Here is a 23,232-nt window from a genome sequence, read left to right as displayed (position 1 = left end):
CGTCCCGAAGAGCACTGGCCGATGAGCCCTGGGAGGAACGTGTCGCGACGACTGCCGTCCACCCCGCCGACCCTCCCCGGGTTCGAGTTCATCCGCGTGCTCGGTTCGGGCGGGTTCGCCGACGTGTTCCTCTACGAGCAGAACATGCCGCGCCGGCTCGTCGCCGTGAAGGTGCTGCTCGCGGGGGTCGTCAACGACGACCTCCGGCAGATGTTCCAGGCCGAGGCGAACCTCATGGCCCAGCTCAGCTCGCACCCGTCGATCCTCACGGTGTACCAGGCGAGCGTGGCCGCGGACGGACGGCCCTATCTCGTGATGGAGTACTGCTCGGCCTCGATCGGCCAGCGCTACCGCGCCGTGCAGCTCCCGCTCGGCGAGGTGCTCTCGATCGGCGTGCGCATCGCGAGCGCGGTCGAGACGGCGCATCGCTCCGGCGTGCTCCACCGCGACATCAAGCCGTCCAACATCCTCACGACCGCGTACGGGCACCCGGTGCTCAGCGACTTCGGCATCGCGGCGACCCTCGGGCAGGCGGAGCGCACCGAGGCGGTCGGGCTCTCCGTGCCGTGGTCGGCGCCCGAGGTGCTGCGCGACGAGACGAGCGGCACCGTCGCGAGCGAGGTGTGGGCGCTGGGTGCGACGGTGTACTCGCTCCTCGCCGGCCGGAGTCCCTTCGAAGTGCCCGGCGGCGACAACTCCCCGCAGGCGATCACGGCTCGGATCGGCAAGGCGAAGCTCGCCCCCACCGGGCGCATCGACGTCCCCGCGAGCCTCGAGGCGGTGCTCGCGCGGTCGATGTCCAAGCAGCCGAAGGCGCGCCAGTCGGGGGCGCTCGAGTTCATCCGCGACCTGCAATCGGTCGAAGAGGAGCTGGGCCTGCCGCAGACCCCGATCGAGGTGGCGATGGACGACTGGGCGCTCGCGACGGCCGTCGACCTCGACGAGCGCACCCGGGTGAGCCCGGCGCGCTCGGGCATCGATCCCGGGCGCCGGCGGCGACGGTCGCAGTCCCGGCTTCCCGCCGACCCGTCATCGGCCGAGACGACGGCCTCGCGCGCCCGGTCGGCCCCGCCGACCGCTCGCCGCCTCGCATGGGGCATCTCGATAGCAGCGGTGCTGCTCGTCGCGCTCGTCGGAGCGGGCATCGTCACGGTGCTCCAGAACACCCGCACGATTCCCGTCGTCACCGACCTGCGCGGTGCTGCCGCCGGCACCGAGGTCACCTTCGACTGGAGCGATCCGGGGCTGCGGCCGGGCGACGCCTACCTCGTGCGGGTCGACGGCGAGGCGTCCCCGATCCAGCGCGGGACGAGCCTGTCGGTCGACGCCGGCGGCCGGGATCGCGTGTGCGCGAGCGTGACCGTCACCCGTGACGGCCGGTCGGGCACGCCGAGCACCGAGCGGTGCGTCGACGTCGAAGGGGTCGGGTGATGCGCTTCGCGATCCCTCGCCGACATCGGTCCGCGCTGATCACCGCGGGCGCGATCACGGCCGTCGTCGGCGTCGTCGCCACGATCGCCGTGACGAGCGGCGGGTATGCGGCGCAGCGGGTCGAACTCGGCGACGCCGCCGTCTGGGTCGCGAACGAGCGGCTGCAGTCGGTCGGCCGTGCGTCGACCGCGGCGCTCGAGCTCAACTCGATCGTGGAGACCGGCGGAGGTTCGTCGATCGTGCAGCGCGGGGCGACCGTGCTCGTGTTCGACCCCGACCGGTCGAGCGTCGGCATCGTCGACGCGGCCGATTCGACGCTCACCGACACGGTGCCCATGCCGCCGAACGCCTCGTTGCTCGCGCTCGCCGGCGACCGGGTCGTCGTCGCGGCCGGCGGCGAGCTCTGGACGAGCCCGATCGCCGAGTTCGCCGACTTCGAGGCCGCGGAGGACCCGGCGCTCAGCTTCGGTGCGGGGGCGGTCATCTCGGCGGCCCCGTCGGGGCTCGTGTTCGCCTACGCCCCGTTGACGGGCGATCTCACAGAGGTCGCGGCCACGGAGGGCGACCAGGTCGTCGCGAGCTGGTCGCTCGAGCCGTTCCCCGCGGGCGACGAGGTGCAGGTCACCTCGGTCGGCGGACGCTGGGCGGTGTTCGACGCGGACGAACGCCGCCTCGAGCTCGACGGCCGGTCCGTCGACCTGTCGGGCGAGATCGATGCGACGGGTGCACCGCGGCTGCAATCGCCCGCCGACGACGGGCACGAGGTCTGGATCGCCCACCGCGGCGGCCTGCTCGCCGTCGACCTCGACAGCGGGGCGGTGCGCAGCGTCGTGCCCGGCACGGACGGCCGTCCGGCCGCGCCGGTCACGCATGGCGGCTGCGTGTACGCCGCGTGGTCGGGCGGATCGGGGTGGCGCTCGTGCGGCGGATCGGCGGCGACGGTCGAGCTCGGGGCGGCGGGCGACGAGCTCCGATTCGCCGAGAACGGCCGGGCGATCGTGCTCAACGATCCCGCGACCGGGCGCACCTGGGCCGCCGACGACGGGTTCCGGCGCATCGACGACTGGCAGCGTCTCATGAAGACCGAGCGCGACGACGAGGAGGTCGAGCGCAACGATCCCGACCGCGACCCCGAGATCGAGAAGCGCCGCACACCGCCCGTCGCGAAGGACGACTCGTTCGGCGCCCGTCCGGGGCGCACGACGGTGCTGCCGGTGCTGCTCAACGATTACGACCCGAACGGCGACGTGCTCGCGATCGCCGGCGTCGACGGCGAACTGCCCGACTGGGCGCGACTCGACGTCATCTCCGACGCGCAGCAGCTCCAGCTCACGCTCGACGACGATGCGGCGGGCGACGTTCGGTTCGCCTATGCCGTCGACGACGGTCACGGGGGCTCGAGCCGGGCCGTCGTGGAGGTCGGGGTGCGCGCACCCGACGAGAACGCGCCGCCCGAGCAGCGGCGGTCGATCAGCGCCGACGTCGCCGAACGCGGCCGGGTGTCGACCCCCGTGCTCGGCGACTGGGTCGACCCCGACGGCGACCCGATCTTCCTGCGCCGCGCCGACGTCGCGGAACCCGACCGGGTCTCGTCGACGGCCGACGGCACAGTCGTGTTCGTCGAGGACGGCAGCGCCGACGACGAACGCACGGTCCGTCTCGCCGTCTCCGACGGGCGCCAGGACACCGAGGGCTCGCTCGAGGTCGACGTGCATCCCGCCGACGCCGTCCCGCTCGAGGCGGAGCCCTTCATCGCGCTCGCGACCGCCGGCCGCGAGATCGTCGTCGACCCGCTGCGCCATGTCCGCGGCGGGAGCGGGCGGGTGCGGTTGAGCGCGGTGCCGGCCAAGGCCGACGTGGACATCACCGCCGACTACGACGGCGGCACGTTCCGATTCACGAGCGAGACGATCGGCACCCACTACCTGGAGTACACCGTCACCGACGGATCGACACCGGTGACGAGCTTCGTCCGCGTCGACGTGCAGGCACCGCCCGATCGGGACACCACGCCGATCACGGTGCCGCACACCGCGTTTCTGCGCGTCGGGCAGCCCGCCGACGTCGACGTGCTCGCGACCGACATCGACCCGACGGGCGGCGTGCTCGTCGTGACCGATGCCGAGGTGAGCGACGAGGACCGCGGGCGGCTCGAGGTCGAGGTCGTCGATCACCGGCTGCTGCGCGTGACGCTCACGGCGCCGCTCGAGTCCGGATCCACGACGCTCGCGTATCGCGTGAGCAACGGACTCGCCGACGCCCTCGGCGAGGTCACGGTCGTCGAGGTGCCCGATCCCGAGCGGGTGCAGGCGCCGGTCGCGGTGCCCGATGCGATCACGATGCGTACGGGCGACGTCATCGACATCCCCGTGCTTGCGAACGACGAGCAGCCCGACGGACTGCCGATCGAGCTCGAACCCGACCTCGTCGAGAAGCCCGGCGACGGACTGCTCTTCGCCTCGGGCGACCGCCTGCGCTTCTTCGCCCCCGAGCAGGCGGGGGAGTACCGGGCCCGGTACGGAGTGAGCACCGAGGGCGGCCAGCGCGCCGAAGGCGACGTCACGATCTCGGTCGCCGAGGCCGACCCCGACACGAACACGCCGCCCGTGCCCGAGACCGTGACCGCGCGCGTGATCGCCGGCGAGACCGTCCGCATCCCCATCCCGCTGACGGGCGTCGATCCCGACGGCGACTCGGTGCAGCTCCTCGGCCAGCAGTCGAACCCCGAGCGCGGCACCGTGGAGGCGACCGGACCCGACTGGCTCGACTACCACGCGACCGACTACGCCGCGGGCACCGACGAGTTCGCGTACTCGGTCATCGACGCCCTCGGCGAACGGGCCGAGGGCACGGTCCGCATCGGCATCGCCCCGCGCGTGGTGCGCCCGGAGCCGCCCCTCGCGGTCGACGACCTCGTGACCGTGCGTCCGGGCCGGACGATCACGGTCCGGGCGCTCGCGAACGACTCCGATCCGACGGGCGGCGACCTGACGATCACCTCGGTGACGCCGCCCGACGGCGTCGAGGCGCGGGTCGTCGACGACCTGATCGAGATCGAGGTGCCCGACGGCGAGGGCAGGTTCGGCGTGTTCTACTCGATCGAGAACGAGGCGTACGGCCGGGACACGGCCTGGGTGTACGTCGACACGAAGACGGACGCGCCGCTCGCTCGCCCCGAGGCATCCGACACGGTGCTCGGCCTCACCGACATCGTCGGCGAGACGTCCGTCGTCGTGCCCGTGCTCGACAACGTCTTCCTCGCCGACGGCGACGTCGACGACGTGGGCGTCGACCTCGTCAGCCGGTACCGCGACGGAGCCGAGGTGCTGCGCGACGGCTCGATCAGGGTCGACGTCGAGGACCGCCGGCGCGTCGTGCCGTTCGTCGTGAGCCACCCCGAAGATCCCGACCTGACCGCGTACGCCTTCATCTGGGTGCCCGGCCGCGACGACGCCCTGCCGCAGCTGCGCGCCGACGCCCCCGACGTCGAGGTCGCGAGCGGCGAGGCGGTCGAGCTCGAGCTCGACGACTTCGTGATCGCCGCCTCCGGCCGGCCCGTGCACATCACCGACGAGGCGAGCGTGCTCGCCTCGCACAGCGACGGCAGCTCGCTCGTCGTCGACCGCGACACGCTGCGGTTCCGCAGCGAGCCCGGCTATGACGGCCCGGCGTCGATCTCGTTCACCGCGACCGACGGCGGGCCCGACGATCCCGACGCTCGGACCGGCACGATCGTCATCCCGATCGAGGTGCGTGCCAACGAGGACGAGCCGCCCGCGTTCACCGGCACGGTGATCGCCTTCGAACCCGGCCAGACCAAGGCCATCGACCTGCGCCGGCTCACGATCCCGACGACCGCGTCGGGCAGGTCGGACTTCGAGTACCGGGTGCTCCCGCCCGAGGCCGAGGGATTCGACGTCCGGCTCGACGACGACGAGCTCACGATCACGGCCCGCGCCGACACGCCCATCGGATCGCGGTCGGCGGTCGTCGTCGGCGTCGCGGACGCGTCGGGCGAGGGGTCGGGCGGTCGTATCGAGCTGCAGGTCGTGCCGTCGACCAAGCCCCTCGCACGGCCGATCGACGACCGCGCGATCGCGAAGCGGGGGCAGACGTCGCGGATCGACGTGCTCGCCAACGACGAGGCGACGAATCCGTTCCCCGAGACCCCCCTCCGGGTCGTGGCCGTCGACCTCGACGGCCTCGGCGAGGGCATCCGGGTCACCCCGAGCGACGACCGTTCGACCCTCACGGTGACGGCCGCCGCCGACGCGCCGCCGATCAACACGACGGTGAGATACCAGGTCGAGGACGCCACGGGGGAGGTGTCCCGACGGGCATGGGGCGCCGTGACGATCTCGGTGCAGGATCGCCCCGAACCGGTCATCGGGCCCAGCGTGACGGGCTTCGGCGACGGCACCCTCGACCTCGCGTTCGGCGCCGGCGCGTTCAACAACTCGCCGATCACCGGCTACGAGATCGCACTCGTCGACCCCGCCACGGGCGACGCGCTCTCGACGACGATGTGCGCGGCGACGACGTGCACCGTCGCGACGCCGGGCAACGGCCAGGGCAACGCGGTCGACGTGCGCATCCGCGCACGCAACGGCATCGGCTTCTCCGACCCGCAGGTCGCGCCCGGCCCCGTCTGGTCCGACGTCATCCCGCCGCCGCCCGCCGGTCTCGTCGCGCTGCCGCTCGACGGCCGGCTCGGCATCGTCTGGAAGCCCGTGGGCACGGGGTCGGGCAGCGCCGTGCACTCGTACGTCGTCACCGTCGGCGGGGTCGCGACCGAGGTGACGGCCGCGGCCGCGTGCACGCCCGGCGAGTGCCGCGTCGACTCGCAGGCGCTCGCGAACGGCAGCCGCGTGCCGGTGAGCGTGAGCGCCCGCAACGAGGCGTACCCGGCGCTCGCCGTGTGGACCGAGGCCACGACCGCCGGCACCCCCTTCGGGCCGCCGGTCGCGGGAGCCATCGACGTGGCGGGCGACGCGGCGGCCGGCGCGGCCACCGTCACCTGGGCGCCGTTCTCGCCGAACGGCGACCCCATCGCCGGCTACTTCGTGCAGCGGCTCGTGGACGGGGCCACGGGGGTGCCGACCGGTGCGCAGGCGTGCCAGGTGACCTCGCCCGCCCCGGGCACCGTCGTCGCGCCGTCGGCCGGGGGCACCGTCGCCGAGACGATCCGCGTCGGCCCCGAGACATCCAGCCTGCGATTCACGGGTACGGGGGCCGATTCGACCCGGTACTCGTTCGTGGTGTGGGGGTACAACCGCGCCGGATGCGCCCACACCGAGGTGGCGGGAACCGTGGTGCGACCCGGGCCCGGCGCCGTCGACGGCGTCGACAGCGAGATGGCGTGGAACGGCCCCGAGATCTGGGACCGCTACATCTCCGACGTCGACGTCTCCGCGTCGCGGGTCGAGATCGTCGGCGTCGACGAGCAGGGCACCCAGATCCCCGGCACGAAGCGCGAGTTCCGCGGCTCGGGCTGGCTCAGAGAGCTCCTCAGCGAGCGCTTCGACTACGGCGAGACGGGTCGCTTCCAGGTGCGCGGCTGCACCGTGTGGGGCAGTTGCGGACGCTGGTCCGACGTGCTGCCGGGCGGGGAGTCGCCGACGCTCACGTTCGCCCTGCCGAGCCGCCAGTGGGACGCCCGGCGCTCGGTGTGGTCGTGGACCGATGCGCCCGACAACTCGGGCCTGCCGGTCGAGTTCAGCTGCGGCGTCGACGGCGACCCGACGGGGCGCCCCGCGCAGACCCCCACGAGCTGCGAGGTCACGGGCGCCGAGCGGGGCGACCAGGTCTGGTTGGATGTCAGGATCGCCGGCGTGAGCGCCCGGTACGAGGCGAAGAACTGAGGAGTAGCGATGACGATGACCCCCGATGAGGCCGCCGGATTCGCGGCCACGCTCGACCGACTCGTCGGCGCCGTCGAGGAGGTGCTGCTCGGCAAGAACCGCGTCGTGCGGCTCGCGTTCACCGCCCTGCTCAGCGAGGGGCACCTGCTGCTCGACGACGTCCCCGGCACGGGCAAGACCTCGCTCGCCCGTGCGATGGCCCAGTCGGTCTCGGGCACGAGCAACCGGGTGCAGTTCACGCCCGACCTGCTGCCCGGCGACATCACCGGCGTCACGGTCTACGACCAGCGCGAGGGGACCTTCGAGTTCCACCCGGGACCCGTCTTCGCCAGCATCGTGCTCGCCGACGAGATCAACCGCGCGAGCCCGAAGACGCAGTCCGCGCTCCTCGAGGTCATGGAGGAGGGACAGGTCACGGTCGACGGCCAGACCCACCCCGTCGGCCACCCGTTCATGGTCATCGCGACCCAGAACCCCGTCGAGCAGGCCGGCACGTATCGCCTGCCCGAGGCGCAGCTCGACCGGTTCCTCATGCGCACGTCGATCGGGTATCCCGACCACGCGTCGACGATCCGCATCCTCGAGGGCGCCGACCAGCGTGCGCACGCCCACCGGGTCGAGTCGGTCGTCGACGCCGACGAGGTCGTGCAGCTGGCCGCCCTGGCCCGCACCGTCTACGTCGATCCGACCATCCACGACTACGTCTCGCGCCTCGTCGACGCGAGTCGCACGGCCCGCGAGGTCAGGCTCGGCGTGAGCGTGCGGGGCGCGCTCGCGCTCATCCGCACGGCGAAGACGCATGCTGCCGGCCGCGGGCGCCACTACGTCGTGCCCGACGACGTCAAGGCGCTCGCCGAGCCGGTGCTCGCGCACCGGCTCATCCTCGACCCCGAGGCGGAGTTCGACGGCGTGACCGCCTCGAACCTCGTCGCGCAGGTGCTCATCGAGACGCCCCCGCCATCGACGAAGCAGGCCGTGTGAGCCTTTCCGCAACGCGCACGACGATCCCCGAGGAGGCCAGGCAGCAGGGCCTGCTCGCGGTCGTCATCGCGCGCGCGGTGCGCGCCGCCGGAGCGGTCGCGCTCGCGGCGACGCGGTGGACGGGCACCGTGCGGGGCGTGGTCACACCGCTCGGCTGGTCGGTCGCCGCGGCGGCGGCGGTCTCGCTCGCCGTCGGCTACGGCTGGGGCCTCGTCGAGGTCATCGTGCTCGGCTGGGCGTTCGTCGTCCTCATCGCGGCGGCGGCGCTGTGGCTCGTCGGGCGCGGAGCCGGCGAGGTGCACCTGTCGCTCCCGACGCCGCGCGTCGTCGTCGGCGATCACGCGGAGGCGCGACTCGTCGCGAGCAACCGCGGCGCGCGTCGGTTCGGCGGCGTGCAGCTCGAGGTGCCCGTCGGGTCGCGCGTGATCGAGCGCGTCCTGCCCGGACTGCCCCGCGGCGGCACGGTCGATGCCGAGCTCCGCATCCCGACCGACCGTCGCGGCGTCGTGCCGATCGGGCCCGCGCGCACGGTGCGTGCCGATCCGATCGGCCTCATGCGCCGGGAGATCGTCTGGTCGGAGACCGTCGAGCTGCGGGTGCATCCGCGCACGGTCGCCGTGTCGGCCCTCAGCACGGGCTTCATCCGCGATCTCGAGGGGTCGCCGACGCGCGATCTCACGACGAGCGACATCGCGTTCCACGCGCTCCGCGAGTACGTGCCCGGCGACGACCGTCGCTACATCCACTGGCGGTCGAGCGCGAAGACCGGGACGTTCATGGTGCGCCAGTTCGAGGAGTCGCGGCGCAGCCGGCTCATGGTGCTGCTCGACCTCGATCCGGGCGCCTACGCCGACGACGCCGAGTTCGAGCTCGCGGTCGGCGCGGCCGCGTCCGTCGGGGCGCGCGCCATCCGCGACGCGCGCAGCGTCGCGTTCGTCGTCTCGGGGAACGGCGCCGGCCGGACGGGCGCGATGCGCGAGCTGCCGACGGTGTCGCGCGATCGGCTCGTCGACGCGCTCTGCCTCGTCGAGCGCGACGAACGTGCCGCGCTCCTGCCCGACGTCGCGCGGAGCGCCGCCGAGACCCTCCACGGGCTGTCGCTCGTCTTCCTCGTGACCGGGTCGGCGCGCGGCGTCGCGCCCCTCCGCTCGGCCGCGAGCCGCGTGCCGTTCGGCGTCGAGGTCGTCGCGGTGCAGTGCTCGCCCGAGTCCCAGCCGACCGCGCGCACCGTCAGCGGCCTCACGGTCTTCGGCATCGGCTACCTCGAGGACCTGCGCGCCATGCTCGCGAGATCGGCTTCGATCGCATGAGCGGGCGTCTGGGGTTCGGGCCGGGCCGAGGCTGGTCGGTGGCCCTCAGCGTCGCGCTCGTCGCGGCCATGCTCGTCGCCGCGATGATCCCGTGGTGGCCCGTCTACGAGAGCCCGGCGTTCTTCGTCGCCGCCGGGACCGCGATCCTCGCCGGCTGCGGCATCGGTCTGGCCGGGGCGCGCTGGTCGTGGCCGAGCTGGCTCGTCGCCTCGAGCGTCGTCGCCGCCTACCTCGTGCTCGGCGTGCCCGCCGCGGTGCCCGACCGAGCGCTCTTCGGCGTGCTGCCGACCCCCGACGGACTCGCCGAGCTCGTCACGGGCGCCGCGTTGTCGTGGAAGCAGCTCGTCACGATCGCGGTTCCCGTCGGTTCGTACCAGGCGCTCCTCGTGCCGCCGTTCCTCAGCGGCCTCGTCGCGGCGACGCTCGCGACGACGATCGCGCTGCGCACGGTGCGCCCCGCCGCGGCCGTGCTGCCGCCGGCGGCCCTCCTGCTCGCCGGCATCGGGCTCGGCGTCGTGCACGACGACTTCGCCCTCGAGGCCGGGCTCGCGTTCTTCGCGACCGCCGTCGCCTGGTTCGTGCGCATCGCGATCGCCGAGCGGCGCGCGATCGCGGGCGGCCGCCCGCTCGAGGTGACGCTCGCCGACGCGCGGCGCGTGCTCGGGGCATCCGCCATCGTCGCCGTCGCCCTCGTCGGTGCGACGGCGGCGGCCGTCGCGCTGCCGACCCCGCCGCGCAACGTCGTTCGGGCCGAACTGCAGCCGCCCTTCGAGCCGAACGACCACGACAGCCCGCTCGCGGGATTCCGTACGGCGTTCGCCCCCGAGGTCGACGACGACCCGATGCTCGAGGTGCGCGGACTCCCCGACGGGGCGGGGCTCTCCGTGGCGGTGCTCGACACCTACGACGGCATCGTCTACTCGGTCGGCGGATCGGACGGCGACGGTCCGTCGGGCCGGTTCAGCCGTGTGCCGTACCGGCTCGACCAGCCCGCCGACGGCGGGACGACGGAGCGCATCGACGTCGTCGTCGAGGGGTATCGCGACGTCTGGGTGCCGGGCATCGGCCGGCTCGAGCGGATCGAGTTCGGGGGGCCCCGCGCCGACCGGCTCGGCGAGTCGTACTTCTACAACGACGTGACCGGCACGGGCGCGGTCGTCGGCGGGCTCCGCGAGGGCGATCGCTACGTCGCGGTCTCGGTCGTGCCGACGTCGCCGGAGGACCTCTCGTCGATCGAGCCGGGCACGAGCGTGCTGCCCCCGCTGCCCGAGCTCCCGGCGCGCCTCGGCGACGTGCTCGACGCGTGGGCGCCGACCGGCGGAACGCCCGGTGAGCGGCTCGCGGGCGTCATCGCCGGATTCCGGCACGACGGCTACGTGAGCCACGGGCTCGACGGCGAGGCGCCGAGCCGGTCGGGGCACGCCCTCGACCGGATCGACGAGCTCATGACCGAGCAGCCCATGATCGGCGACGGCGAGCAGTACGCCGTGGCCGCCGCGCTCATGGCCCGGCAGATCGGCTTCCCGGCGCGGGTCGTCGTCGGCTACCTCCCCGGCCCGGGCACCGAACGGGATGCCGCGACGGGGGCCGTGCGCTTCACGAGCGCCGATCGGCAGGCATGGATCGAGGTTCAGGCCTCCGACGGGTCGTGGCTGCCGGTCGACCCGAACCCCGAACCGCGACCGATTCCGCCGCGCGAGCCCGAGCGGCCGAAGGTCGTCGCCCGTCCCGAGTCGGTGCTGCCCCCGCCTGCTGACCGCACGCCGCTCCTCGACGACGAGTCCGCGCAGGGGTCGACGCCCGACGAGGGCGACGACGGCGACGACTGGCTGCAGGCGCTCCTCGCCGGCCTCGAGGTCGCCGGGATCGCGCTCGTCGGCGTCGCCGCCGTGTGCAGCCCGTTCGTCGCGATCGTCGTCGCGAAGCAGCGTCGGCGTCGTGTTCGCCGCCGTGCGCCGACGGCGGTCGAGCGCATCGAGGGCGGGTGGCTCGAGTTCGCCGACTCGGCGGCCGACTACGGATACGCGATCGTGCCGACCGCGACCCGTGCCGAGCAGGCGGCGACCGTCGGCGGCCTCGCGCCGCTCGTGCTGGCCTCGGTCGTCGACCGGGCCGTCTACGCGCCCGGCGGCCCGGGCGACGGCGACGACCATCGCGTGTGGGAGACGGTCGACGAGCTCCGCCGGCGCCTCGGGGTCTCCCGCAGCGCCCGCGACCGGTTGCGGGCGGCGATCTCGCTCAACTCCCTCGGCGGGTACGCTGTGAGCCGGAGAGGAGCCCGTACGTGAACTGCCGGATCTGCGGTGCCGAGCTGCCTGCCGACGCGATGTTCTGCGGCGAGTGCGGCAGCTCGACGAGCGCGACCCCCGAGTCGCGCCGCCGCCCCGACCCCCGTCCCGGCGACACCACGCGGGTCGAGCGACTGCCGCGGCAGTCCCAGCGCAACAGCGGGGTGATCAGCGTTCCGGTCGAGGGCTTCCGCGCGGCCGAGCCGATCGCCGAGCCGCCGGTCGCCGACCGGTCCGACGGGGCGCCCGAGGGCGATGCGGGCCGGCCCGCCGACGGCACGGCGGGCGACGCGGAGTCCGAGGCCGTCCCCGCGACCGGCGAGCCCGGTCGCCCGCACTTCTCGCTGCGGTTCAGCACGGGTGAGACGCGCACGGTGTTCGGGTCGGGCCTCATCGGGCGCAAGCCCATGCCGCAGCCGGGCGAACGGTTCGACCACCTCGTGCAGATCGCCGACCACACCCTCTCGGTGTCGAAGACCCATCTCGAGTTCGGCGAGCACGACGGCGCGCTCTGGGTCGCCGACCGGTTCTCGAGCAACGGCACGGTCGTGCGGCGCCCAGATGACGGGGCGGTTCGCTGCGAGCCGGGCCGACGGTATCTCGTGCCCCGCGGGAGCCGGGTCGAGATGGCGGAGCAGTACTTCTCCGTCGACTGATCGGCCGACCCGTCCTCCACAGGCGCGCAGCACGCGCGCGCGTGCACAGCGTGCGGCGAACGCGAAGTCCGGTACCCGGGCCGGTGGTCGGATGGCCGGGTGGACCCGACCGATCTTCCCGCCCTGCCCGACGCGCCCGCCGCGCACCTGCCGCTGCGCCTGCCGGCAGCGCCCCCCGAACCCGAGCGGCCGGGCTTCCCGATGCTCGCCGTGGCGGCTCCGGTTGCCGGGGCGCTCGCGCTGTGGGCGATCACGGGGTCGATGTACTCGCTCGCCTTCGCCGCGCTCGGGCCCCTCGTGGCCGTCGCCTCGGTGCTCGACGCACGACGGCAGTCCCGACGACGTCGACGTCGCGCCGAGGGCGAGCGCGCCGCCCGGTTCGCCGAGCTCGAGGCCGAGGTCGACGCCCGTCACGATGAGGAGCGGCGCGCGGCATGGCGCGCCGACCCGTCGCCGGCAGGTCTCGTCGCCGGTGCGGTGCGACCCGCGTGGACGGGCGACGGGCCGGGACGGGTGGTCGTCGGCACCGGCAGCGTCCGCAGCCGGGTACGGGTCGACGGCGTGGTCGCCGATGCCCGCGACCGCGGCCTGCTCGAAGCCGCCGCCCGTCTCACGGGCGCGCCCGTCGTCGTCGACGCCTCGCACGGCGTCGCGTTCGTGGGGCCGATCGAGCTCGCGCGGGCCGCGGCGAGGGCCGCGCTCGTGGCGTGCACGCACCGGGCCGATCCGCTGGCGGTCGGGCTCGAACTCCCGCGATCACCCGAGTGGGCGTGGGCCGCGCGACTGCCGCACGCCGCGGCGCCGGGCGGCCGAGACGACCCGGGGTCGCGACGACGCCAGGATGCCCGAGGCGGGCGTCCGTTCGCGCCACCGATCCGGGTGATCGACGCGGAGGCCGACCCCGACCAGGCGCGCGAGGCCGCGGCACCCGCAGCGGCGCGCATCCTCGTCGCGACGGAGGCCCGGGTGGTCCCGCCGGGTGTCGGCGCCGTGGTGCGACTGCTCGGGCCGGGGCGTGCGCTCGTCGAGGGCGCGGGAGCATCGCCCGCGACGGTCGAACCCGTGCTCGTGTCGCGTGCGGCCGCACGCGCGTGGTGCGAGTCGGCCGCGGAGGTCGCCGAGCGACTCTCGGCGCCGGGGGCCTCGCAGCTGCCAGCGCGGGTCGCGCTCGCCGAGCTGCCCGCCCCGGCCGCCGATCGCCGCGGCGTCGAACGGGGCAGCCTCGTCGTACCGGTCGGCCGCACCGCCGCGGGTCCGCTCGAGCTCGACCTCGTGCGTCACGGCCCCCACGCGCTCGTCGGCGGAACGACCGGCAGCGGCAAGAGCGAGTTCCTGCTCGCCTGGCTCACCGCGATGGCGCGTGCGTATGCGCCGGCGGAGGTGTCGTTCCTGCTCGTCGACTTCAAGGGCGGTGCCGCGTTCGAGCCCATCCGGGAGCTTCCGCACGTGACCGGCATCGTCACCGACCTCGACGGCGCCGAGTCGCGCCGGGCCGTCGAGAGCCTTCGCGCCGAACTGCGCCACCGGGAATCGGCGCTCGCGGCGGCCGGGGCGCGCGACGTGCGCGAACTCGCGGACGGCGTCGAGCTCTCCCGGCTCGTGATCGTCGTCGACGAGTTCCAGGCGATGATCGAGCAGTTCGCCGAGCTCGGCGCGGTGATCGCCGACATCGCCGCGCGCGGGCGTTCGCTCGGAGTGCACCTCGTGCTGGCCTCGCAGCGTCCCAACGGCGTCGTGCGCGAACAGGTCGCGGCCAACTGCGCGATCCGCGTGTCGCTCAGGGTGATGCAGCGCTCCGACAGCCTCGCCGTCGTCGGCACCGAGGCCGCCGCCGCGATCCCGCCCGATGCGCCGGGTCGCGGTGTGATCGACCGCGGCGACGGCGAACCGTTGCTCTTCCAGTCGGCGGTCGCCGACCAGGCCGCCGTGCTCGGCGCGAAGGTCGCCGCCGCCGGACGCGGGCGCGCCCGTCGCCCGTGGCTCGACCCGCTGCCGACGACGCTCACGGCCGAGGAGCTCGACCTGTTCATCGCGACCTCGGCGAACGGCGAGTCCGCCGACGGCCCGGCCGGCGCGGCACTCGCCTTCGGGCTCGTCGACGAACCCGAGCGGCAGCGTCGTGGAGTCGCCGCCTGGCGGGCGAGTGCCGACGGGCACCTCCTCGTCGCCGGCATGCCGGGCAGCGGTCGGTCCGGAGCGCTCGCCGCGATCGGCCGGGCGGCTGCGCGGCGGCACGGTGCCGGCGCCGTCGTGCAACTGGGCGGAGCACGCAGCCGCGTCTGGGACGTGCTCGAAACGCTCACCGACGGGCTCGCGGCGCGCGCCGAACGTTCGCGGCTCCCGCGCCTCGTGCTGATCGACGACCTCGACCGAAGGTTCCGCGACTGGCCCGACGACCACCGGGCGGCCGCGATCGAACGGCTCGGCCGGCTGCTGCGCGAGGGGCGGGCGCAGGGGGTGGCGGTCGCCGCCTCGGCGGTGCAGTGGCTCGGGGTTCCGCATGAGTTGCGCGACGCGTTCGGTGCGCGACTCCTGCTGCGGCATCCGACCCGGCCCGACCTGCTGCAGGCCGGGGGAGTCGGTGAGCTCTGGCGCGCCGAGGACCCGCCGGGCTCGGGGCAGTGGCGCGGCCACCGGGTGCAGTGCGCCGCACCCGCCGTACCCGACTCGCCCGGCTCGTCCGCGGCACCGGCCGCACGGGGTGCGCACGTGGAGGAGTTCGCCCCGCCACCGGCGCCGACTGACGACGTCGAGCGGTTCGGGCCCCGACCTCTCCACGGGGCCCCGCGGTTCCAGCTCGCCCAGGGCCGCAGCTACGCGGTCGTGACCGTCGATCCGGCCGGGGACGCCGAGGTGCTCGCCGGGCTCGGCGTCGAGGTCGTGCCGGTCGTGCCCGCGATGCCGGGTGCACCGGCGACGGCGCCCGCGGCCGTCGATGCGTCGCCGTCGCCGACACCGGCTCCGGCCCGCGCCTTCGTCGGCGGAGTCGACGGGTGGACCGCGAACTGGTCGCTCGCGGCCGCCGTCCGGGACGGCGCGACCGTGCTCGTGCGCGGCGGGCCCCCCGAGTACCGCGCGCTCGTGGGCGATCGGTCGCTGCCGCCGCTCCTCGACGAGGGCTGTCGGCAGGGCTGGGCGAAGGAACCGGGCCGCGCGGCCTACCGGATCACCTGGTTCGAGGAGTCGGTGCAACCGAATCCGCTGCCGAAATCGTGAACCGGCACTGATTCCGTGCAGATCGTTCTCAGATATTAACGATTCGGACACCATGTACTGCCGATCGGGGTTCTGCTGTGTCAGGATCATCCCACCCCGTATGCGCTTGCAACCGAAATGGAGTCCCCCGTGAGCCCTCGGCCCCTGCCTCAAGACCCGATGATCCGTTCGCTGATCGCCCAGGCGCGCAACTCGCAGCTGAATCGTCGCACCCTCCTCGCCGGCGCCGGTGCCGGCGCGACCGCCCTCGCACTCGCAGCCTGTTCGACCGGCGGCGGCAAGCCCAAGCCGACCGCGGCCGCCGACCAGTCGGCGACCGACAAGACGCTCAACTGGGCGAACTGGGCCGCGTACATCGACGAAGACGACGCGGGCAACTACCCCACGCTCCAGGCCTTCACCGAGCAGACCGGCATCGAGGTCAACTACGACGTCGCGGTCGACGACAACAACACCTACTACGGCAAGGTGAAGGACCAGCTCGCCCTCGGCCAGGACATCGGCGCCGACACCGCGGTGCTCACCGACTGGATGATCGCCCGCTGGATCCGCCTCGGCTACGCGCAGAAGCTCAACCACGACAACCTGCCGAACCTCGCCAACCTCAACCCCGCGCTCCGCGACCCCGACTTCGACAAGGGCCGCGAGTACTCGGTGCCGTGGCAGGGCGGCTTCGCCGGCATCGCCTGGAACAAGGAGGCCATCCCCGGCGGCCTGACGAGCGTCTCCGACCTGTGGGACTCGTCCCTCAAGGGCCGCGTCGGCGTGCTCAGCGAGATGCGCGACACCATGGGCTGCATCATGCTCGAGAACGGCACCGACATCGCCGGCGACTGGGGCGACGAAGAGTACACCGCCGCCATCGACATCCTGCGCGAGCAGGTCGAGAACGGCCAGGTCCGCAACATCAAGGGCAACTCGTACCTCGAAGACCTCAAGAGCGAAGACACGCTCGCCGCGATCGTGTGGTCGGGCGACATCACCGTCATCAACGCCGAGGCCGGCGACAAGTGGGAGTTCGCCCTGCCCTCGGCGGGCGGCACGCTGTGGAACGACAACTTCCTCGTGCCGATCGGCTCGCCGCGCAAGACCAACGCCGAGACGCTCATCAACTACTACTACGAGCCCGAGGTCGCCGCCGAGGTCGCCGCGTGGGTGAACTACATCACCCCCGTCGTCGGCGCGAAGGAGGCCGCCATCGAGATCGACCCCGAGCTCGCCGAGAACCAGCTCATCTTCCCCAACGAGGAGACCCTGCAGCAGGCGCACATCTTCCGCTCGCTCTCGGGTGCCGAGGAGCAGAAGTACCAGGCGCAGTTCCAGAGCATCCTGCTGGGCTCGTGACGATGGCGATCCGAGAATTCGCCGAGCGCGGCGCCGACCTCGAACTCGTCGGCATCCAGAAGCGGTTCCCCGGCTTCACCGCCATCGAGGACCTCGACCTGAAGATCCCCGCGGGGTCGTTCTTCGCGCTGCTCGGCCCGTCGGGCTGCGGCAAGACGACGACGCTGCGGCTCGTCGCCGGGCTCGAGGAGCCCACGCAGGGCCGCATCCTCATCGGCGGCAACGACGTCACGAGCACCCGGGCGCACGAACGACCCGTGAACACGGTGTTCCAGAGCTACGCCCTCTTCCCGCACATGACGATCATCGAGAACGTCGCGTTCGGCCTCAAGCGCCGCAAGATCGGCGACGCGATGGCGAAGGCGCACGAGGCGCTCAAGCTCGTCGAGCTCGACCACGTCGCCCAGCGCAAGCCGCAGCAGCTCTCGGGCGGCCAGCAGCAGCGCGTCGCCCTCGCCCGCGCGATCGTCAACCGTCCGGCACTGCTGCTCCTCGACGAGCCGCTCGGCGCGCTCGACCTGAAGCTGCGCCGCCAGATGCAGCTCGAGCTCAAGTCGATCCAGGAGGAGGTCGGCCTCACGTTCCTCCACGTGACCCACGACCAGGAGGAGGCCATGACCATGGCCGACACCGTCGCGGTCATGAACAAGGGCGCGATCGAGCAGATGGGTGCGCCCGAAGACCTCTACGAGCTGCCCCGCACGGCGTTCGTCGCGAACTTCCTCGGCCAGTCGAACCTGTTCACCGGCCAGGTCGTGTCGACGACCGCCGACGCGATCACCGTGGAGTCGGCCGGGGCCCGCATCATCGTGCCCACGGCCCGCGCCCAACGGCACCAGGGCGAGGTCACCGTCGGCGTCCGCCCCGAGAAGGTGTCGCTGCACACCGATGCACCCGTCGCCGACGCGCGCCGCAACGTGCTCGGTGCCGGCCGCGTCGTCGACGTGTCGTTCTCCGGCGTGAGCACGCAGTACCTCATCGAGATCCCCGGGCACGGCACGGTCATGGTGTTCGCGCAGAACATCGGCTTCGGTCCGGTCGCCGGCCTCGGCACCGAGGTGTGGGTGAGCTGGGCCGTCGAGCACGGCTTCGGGCTCGAGGACAACCCCGACGAGGCCCGCTTCCAGGACGACGCGTCGACCACGTCGCTCGCCGCGCTGCACCGCGAGGCACTCGTCTCGGAGCTCGAGGAGCACTGACATGGCCTTCGCAGCGTTCTCGACCGCCGAGGCGCAGCCGCAGGCACAGCGAAAGCGCAGCCCCATCGCGCTGTTCCTGCTGCTGCCCGGTATCGCCTACCTGGTCCTGTTCTTCCTGACACCGCTGGTCTCGCTCATCCTCACGTCGCTGCAGGCACCGAGCGAGTTCGGCGACATCGGCGTGTACGACTACGCGTTCAACTGGCAGAACTACGTCGACGTCGTCAACCAGTACTGGCCGCACATCCTGCGTTCGTTCGGCTACGCGCTCGTCGCCACGATCGCGGCGCTCGTGATCAGCTACCCGCTGGCGTACTTCATCGGCGTCAAGGCACGCCGCTGGCCGCTCCTGCAGAGCCTCATGCTCGTGCTCGTGATCGCCCCGTTCTTCATCAGCTTCCTGCTGCGCACGCTCGCGTGGAAGCAGATCCTGTCGGACGAGTCGTTCATCATCACGTCGCTCAAGGCGCTGTCGCTGATGGCACCCGATGCGCACTTCACGGGCACCCCGTTCGCGGTCATCTTCGGTCTGACGTACAACTTCATCCCGTTCATGACGCTCCCGCTCTACACGACGCTCGAGCGGCTCGACGTGCGGTACCTCGAAGCGGGCAGCGACCTCTACGCCAGCCCGTTCCACGTGTTCCGCAAGGTCACCATCCCGCTGTCGATGCCCGGCATCGTCGCCGGCACGCTGCTCACGTTCATCCCCGCTGCGGGCGACTACGTGAACGCGAGCCGCGACTTCCTCGGCGGGCCCGACACCCAGATGATGGGCAACGTGATCGAGGCGAACTTCCTCGTGCTGCTCAACTACCCGGCCGCGGCGGCGCTGTCGATCATCCTCATGGCGGCGATCCTCGTGCTCGTCGGCATCTACGTGAAGCGCTCGGGAACGGAGGACCTGCTGTGAGCGGAGAAGTCCAGGCGGCCGCCGTCCTCGGCGGTCTCAGCGAGAACGAGCAGCTCGACGCGCAGAAGCCGGCCGGCGGGCGGGTGCGCCCGCGCCGCCTCGGGCTCGGCGACTGGCTGCTGCCGGTCTACACCGTCATCGCCTTCGTGTTCCTGCTGATCCCGATCGCGTACACGTTCGTGTTCAGCTTCAACGACTCGATCAAGTCGAACATCTCGTGGCGCGGCTTCACCTTCGACAAGTGGATCAACGTCTGCAACGTCGAAGGCGGCGCCGTGTGCGAGGCGTTCGCGAACAGCATCATCATCGGCCTCGTCGCCACGGTCGCCGCGACGGTGCTCGGCACGATGATCGCGATCGCGATCGTGCGGTACCGGTTCCGGGCGCGCTCGGCGATCAGCCTGCTGCTGTTCCTGCCGATGGCGACCCCCGAGGTCGTGCTCGGTGCCGGCCTCGCGGCGCAGTTCCTCGCGGCCGGCGTCGCGAAGGACATGACGACGATCATCCTGGCGCACACGATGTTCTGCATCAGCTTCGTCGTGGTGACGGTGAAGGCCCGCGTCGCGAGCCTCGACCCGGCGCTCGAGGAGGCGGGGCGCGACCTGTACGGGTCGCCCGCGCAGGTGTTCTGGCGGGTCACCTTCCCGCTGCTCATGCCGGGCATCGCCGCGGCGGCGCTGCTGTCGTTCGCGCTGAGCTTCGATGACTTCATCATCACGAACTTCAACTCCGGTTCGGTGTCGACGTTCCCGAAGTACATCTACATCTCGGCCGCGCGCGGCATCCCCGCCGAGGCGAACGTGATCGCGTCCGCGGTGTTCATCATCGCGCTCGTGCTCGTCGTCGGCGCGCAGGTCTCGCGGGCGGCGCGCCAGAAGCGGCTCGCGAAGCTGGGCTGACCCCGGTTCATCCCGCACGAACCAGGATGCCCCGGCGAGATCGCTCTCGCCGGGGCATCCTCGTTCTCGTGCCGGCTCGCCGCATGGTCGGGCGAGGCGCCCAGCCGCGGGCGTCGCCCGCCGGCGCCGATGCACGAGGGATGCCTCGGCGGAGAGCCTCCCACCGAGGCATCCCTCGTCGGCGCCGAGCAGCGGGTCAGACGGTCGCGCGGATCTCGCCGACGCGGCGGTCGCCGCCCATGACCCAGAGGTCGAGCTCGGTCTGCGCCTCGTCGATCGCCGCGTCGTCGACGGCGCCGGCGGCCGCGAGCAGTCGCAGGCCGATGATCGTCGACGCCCGGTTCGAGCCGTCGAGCACCTTGACGGCGGTGGTCGCGCCGTCGGGTGCCGACATGATCATGACGCCCTCGGCACCAAACTTCGCGAAGACCCCGAGCCGCTCGATCGCGACGGTGTCGGGCTGGCCCGGGCCGGCGACGGCCCAGCCGTGCTCGCGCGCGCCGGCGGTGAGCGCCGCCGACTCGCGGTAGAGGGCGAAGGGCGATCCGGCTTGCGCGGTCGTGATCTTGTGCACGCCGCGGGCGAGCGCGGTGAGGCTCACGGCGTGCACGGGCGCGCCGCAGCCGTCGATCGCGGTCGCCGCGGGCCGTTCGCCGGTGAGGCGTTCGAGCACGTCGAGGATGCGCTTCTGCAGCGGATGCTCGGGGTCGAGGTAGCCGTCGAGCGGCCACTCGTTGGCCGCGCACGCGAGCAGCATGGCGGCGTGCTTGCCCGAGCACGTCATGTAGGCGCGGCGCTTCGGGGCGTCGCGCCGGATGAGCTCGTCGCGGGCGACCCGGTCGCCCGGCAGCGCGGGCGGGCACCCGAGCGACGACTCGGGAATGCCCGCGCGGGCGAGCAGTCCCTCGACGAGGGCGACGTGCGCGGCGGTGCCGGAGTGGCTCGCCATCGCGATCGCCGCGTCCTCGCCGCGGAGGGTCACGCCCGAGGTCATCACGGCGACGGCCTGGAACGGCTTCAGCGCCGAGCGGGGGAAGACCGGGGTCGCGACGTCGCCGAGCGAACGCACGACCTCGCCCTCGGGGGAGAGCACGACGGCTGAGCCGGCGTGCCTGGACTCGATGAAACCACTGCGTTCGACCACGGCGAGCTGGACGGAATCGGAGACGGAGAACGTGCCGGACACGGGCTCAGCCGAGGGCCGCGAGGCCGTCGTCGAGCACTCGGAGGGCGTCCTCGATGAGGGCGTCGCTCATGGCGAGGCTCGGGAGGAACCGCAGCACGTTGCCGTACGTGCCCGCGCTGAGGAAGAGCACGCCCTGCTGCGCGGCGTACGCGACGAGCGAGCCGACCGCCTCGGCGTTCGGAGCCTTCGTCGTCTCGCGCGTGCCGGGCTGCACGAGCTCGATCGCGATCATCGCACCCTTGCCGCGGATGTCGCCGATCACGTCGTAGCGCTGACGCAGCCGTTCGAGGCCGGCGGTGAGGGTCGCCTCGATGCGGCGGCCCTCCGCGAGGAGGTCGTTCTGCTCGATCGCCTCGAACACGGCGATCGCGGCGGCGCACGCCACGGGGTTGCCGCCGAACGTGCCGCCGAGGCCGCCGGGGTGCGAGGCGTCCATGATCTCGGCGCGGCCGGTGACCGCGGCGAGGGGGAGGCCGCCGGCGATGCCCTTCGCGCTCAGCACGAGGTCGGGCTCCCACCCGAAGTGCTCGCTCGCGTAGTAGCGGCCGGTGCGGGCCATGCCCGACTGGATCTCGTCGGCGATCATGACGACGCCGTGCTCGGTGCACCAGGCCTGCAGCATCGGCAGGAAGCCGTCGGCCGGCACCATGAACCCGCCCTCGCCCTGGATGGGCTCGACGACGAGGCAGGCGAGGTCGGACGCGCCGACGACCTTCTCGAGGTACGCGATCGTGCGCGCGGCCGCGTCGGCGCCCGAGAGGCCGTCGCGGTACGGGTACGAGCTCGGGGCGTGGTAGACGTCGCCCGCGAACGGGCCGAAGCCGGTGCCGTAGGGCATCGCCTTGTAGTTCATGGCCATCGTGAGGTTCGTGCGTCCGTGGTACGCGTGGTCGAGCACGGCGACGGCGCGGCGGCCGGTGTGCTTGCGCGCGATCTTGACGCCGTTCTCGACGGCCTCGGCGCCCGAGTTGACGAGCACGGTCTTCTTGGCCCAGTTGCCGGGCGTGTGCTCGGCGAGCAGCTCGGCGACTCGCACGTACTCCTCGTACGGCGTGACCGTGAAGAGGGTGTGGATGACGTCCTGCAGCTGCGAGGCGGCCGCCGCGACGACGGAGGTCTCGGTGTGCCCGACCGTCGTGACGCCGATGCCGGCGCCGAAGTCGACGAACTGGTTGCCGTCGACGTCGACGAGGATCGCGCCGTTCGCACGCTCGATGAAGACGGGCAGGGCGCTCGAGACGCCGGCCGAGACGACGCTCGCGCGACGGGCCTGGAGCTCCTGCGACTTGGGGCCGGGAACGGCGGTGACGATCTTTCGCTCCTGCGGCACGGTGTACACCGGTGCGGCGGCGGTCTGTGCGGGAGCGTGCTGGGCTTCGATTGGCGAGTCGGTCATGGTGCCTCCACCATATCGCCGCGACACCGGAGCGGACGCGGGAGAATCGACGACGGAGAGGAGTCGGCATGCTTGGGCGGCACGAGTACGAGGTCGAGGTCGAGTGGCTGGGCGATCGCGGTACCGGCACGAGCGGGTACCGCGACTACAGCAGGCGGCACGTGGTGCGGGCCGCGGGCAAGGCGCACGAGATCGCCGGGTCGAGCGACCGCGTCTTCCACGGCGACGCCGAGCGCTGGAACCCCGAGGACCTGCTCATCGCGTCGCTCAGCCAGTGCCACATGCTCTCGTACCTGCATGTCGCGACGAACCACGGCGTCGTCGTGTGCGCCTACGCCGACAACGCGGTCGGCACGATGCAGGAGGACGGCCGCGGGGGCGGCGCGTTCACCGAGGTCGTCCTGCGCCCGCGGGTGACCGTCGCGGATGCCTCGATGCTGGGTCTCGCGGAACGGCTGCACGCGGAGGCCTCCGAGAAGTGCTTCATCGCGGCCTCGGTCGCCTTCCCGGTGCGCCACGAGCCGACCGTCGTCGTCGCCGGCTGAGCCGCGA

The 23,232-nt window shown here is 72.9% G+C and carries 14 protein-coding genes; 12 read left to right on the top strand and 2 right to left on the bottom strand.

The genetic code is table 11. The features are described from left to right. Positions 1-21: 21 nt before the first annotated feature. From AC3RJ6_RS15660 to AC3RJ6_RS15610, 11 genes are all read left to right on the top strand, one after another. Positions 22-1,431: a serine/threonine-protein kinase gene (locus AC3RJ6_RS15660; RefSeq protein ID WP_491428030.1), complete on the top strand. Its 1,410-nt coding sequence runs from the start codon at positions 22-24 to the stop codon at positions 1,429-1,431. Further along, positions 1,431-7,292 (top strand): Ig-like domain-containing protein, encoded by a 5,862-nt coding sequence (locus AC3RJ6_RS15655; RefSeq protein WP_491428029.1) that lies wholly within the window; start codon positions 1,431-1,433, stop codon positions 7,290-7,292. Before AC3RJ6_RS15660 ends, AC3RJ6_RS15655 begins: the two co-directional genes overlap by 1 nt. Before the next feature lie 9 nt (positions 7,293-7,301). After that, positions 7,302-8,273 (top strand): AAA family ATPase, encoded by a 972-nt coding sequence (locus AC3RJ6_RS15650; RefSeq protein WP_491428028.1) that lies wholly within the window; start codon positions 7,302-7,304, stop codon positions 8,271-8,273. Next, the gene (locus tag AC3RJ6_RS15645; RefSeq protein WP_491428027.1) at positions 8,270-9,583 is read left to right on the top strand and encodes a DUF58 domain-containing protein; all 1,314 of its coding nucleotides are present in this window, start codon (positions 8,270-8,272) and stop codon (positions 9,581-9,583) included. Before AC3RJ6_RS15650 ends, AC3RJ6_RS15645 begins: the two co-directional genes overlap by 4 nt. Positions 9,584-9,621: 38 nt before the next feature. After that, entirely contained in the window at positions 9,622-11,871 is a 2,250-nt protein-coding gene (locus AC3RJ6_RS15640) for a transglutaminase TgpA family protein (protein WP_491428026.1), read from the top strand. Continuing rightward, positions 11,868-12,527 (top strand): hypothetical protein, encoded by a 660-nt coding sequence (locus AC3RJ6_RS15635; protein WP_491428025.1) that lies wholly within the window; start codon positions 11,868-11,870, stop codon positions 12,525-12,527. The genes AC3RJ6_RS15640 and AC3RJ6_RS15635 overlap by 4 nt, the downstream gene beginning before the upstream one ends. A 99-nt stretch (positions 12,528-12,626) precedes the next feature. Next, a complete protein-coding gene (locus AC3RJ6_RS15630) occupies positions 12,627-15,743 on the top strand; it encodes an FtsK/SpoIIIE domain-containing protein (RefSeq protein ID WP_491428024.1) in 3,117 nt (1,038 codons plus the stop codon). A 129-nt stretch (positions 15,744-15,872) separates the two neighbouring features. Further along, positions 15,873-17,087, top strand: coding sequence for an ABC transporter substrate-binding protein (locus tag AC3RJ6_RS15625; RefSeq protein WP_491428023.1), 1,215 nt, complete (start codon positions 15,873-15,875; stop codon positions 17,085-17,087). Between the two features lie 2 nt (positions 17,088-17,089). Further along, positions 17,090-18,286, top strand: a complete 1,197-nt coding sequence (locus AC3RJ6_RS15620) for an ABC transporter ATP-binding protein (RefSeq protein WP_491428022.1) — start codon at positions 17,090-17,092, stop codon at positions 18,284-18,286. A 1-nt stretch (position 18,287) separates the two neighbouring features. Beyond that, positions 18,288-19,199 carry an ABC transporter permease gene (locus AC3RJ6_RS15615; RefSeq protein WP_491428021.1) on the top strand — a complete coding sequence of 304 codons (912 nt, stop codon included), beginning with the start codon at positions 18,288-18,290 and terminating at the stop codon, positions 19,197-19,199. Between the two features lie 116 nt (positions 19,200-19,315). Beyond that, the gene (locus tag AC3RJ6_RS15610) at positions 19,316-20,098 is read left to right on the top strand and encodes an ABC transporter permease (RefSeq protein ID WP_491428340.1); all 783 of its coding nucleotides are present in this window, start codon (positions 19,316-19,318) and stop codon (positions 20,096-20,098) included. 196 nt (positions 20,099-20,294) lie between these two features. Here the strand turns inward: AC3RJ6_RS15610 and AC3RJ6_RS15605 are convergent, their stop codons facing one another. Together AC3RJ6_RS15605 and gabT are read right to left on the bottom strand one after the other, a co-directional pair. Beyond that, the gene (locus AC3RJ6_RS15605) at positions 20,295-21,284 is read right to left on the bottom strand and encodes an asparaginase (protein ID WP_491428020.1); all 990 of its coding nucleotides are present in this window, start codon (positions 21,282-21,284) and stop codon (positions 20,295-20,297) included. A gap of 4 nt (positions 21,285-21,288) precedes the next feature. After that, positions 21,289-22,680 carry a 4-aminobutyrate--2-oxoglutarate transaminase gene (gene gabT / locus AC3RJ6_RS15600; RefSeq protein ID WP_491428019.1) on the bottom strand — a complete coding sequence of 464 codons (1,392 nt, stop codon included), beginning with the start codon at positions 22,678-22,680 and terminating at the stop codon, positions 21,289-21,291. A 68-nt stretch (positions 22,681-22,748) separates the two neighbouring features. Here gabT and AC3RJ6_RS15595 point away from each other — a divergent pair, with 68 nt between their 5' ends. Continuing rightward, positions 22,749-23,225, top strand: a complete 477-nt coding sequence (locus AC3RJ6_RS15595) for an OsmC family protein (protein WP_491428018.1) — start codon at positions 22,749-22,751, stop codon at positions 23,223-23,225. The last annotated feature ends 7 nt before the right edge of the window (positions 23,226-23,232 follow it).

This window comes from Agromyces cucurbitae (assembly GCF_058349945.1).
The sequence above is the reverse complement of the archived record's forward strand: the minus strand, read 5'-3'. Positions and strand labels throughout refer to the sequence as shown.

What these genes read in the sequence shown, in the direction of transcription:
- AC3RJ6_RS15660 (WP_491428030.1), top strand. Translation starts at nt 22, where the DNA reads ATGAGCCCTGGGAGGAACGTGTCGCGACGACTGCCGTCCACCCCGCCG.
- gabT (WP_491428019.1), bottom strand. Translation starts at nt 22,680, where the DNA reads ATGACCGACTCGCCAATCGAAGCCCAGCACGCTCCCGCACAGACCGCC.
- AC3RJ6_RS15620 (WP_491428022.1), top strand. Translation starts at nt 17,090, where the DNA reads ATGGCGATCCGAGAATTCGCCGAGCGCGGCGCCGACCTCGAACTCGTC.
- AC3RJ6_RS15615 (WP_491428021.1), top strand. Translation starts at nt 18,288, where the DNA reads ATGGCCTTCGCAGCGTTCTCGACCGCCGAGGCGCAGCCGCAGGCACAG.
- AC3RJ6_RS15650 (WP_491428028.1), top strand. Translation starts at nt 7,302, where the DNA reads ATGACGATGACCCCCGATGAGGCCGCCGGATTCGCGGCCACGCTCGAC.
- AC3RJ6_RS15655 (WP_491428029.1), top strand. Translation starts at nt 1,431, where the DNA reads ATGCGCTTCGCGATCCCTCGCCGACATCGGTCCGCGCTGATCACCGCG.
- AC3RJ6_RS15595 (WP_491428018.1), top strand. Translation starts at nt 22,749, where the DNA reads ATGCTTGGGCGGCACGAGTACGAGGTCGAGGTCGAGTGGCTGGGCGAT.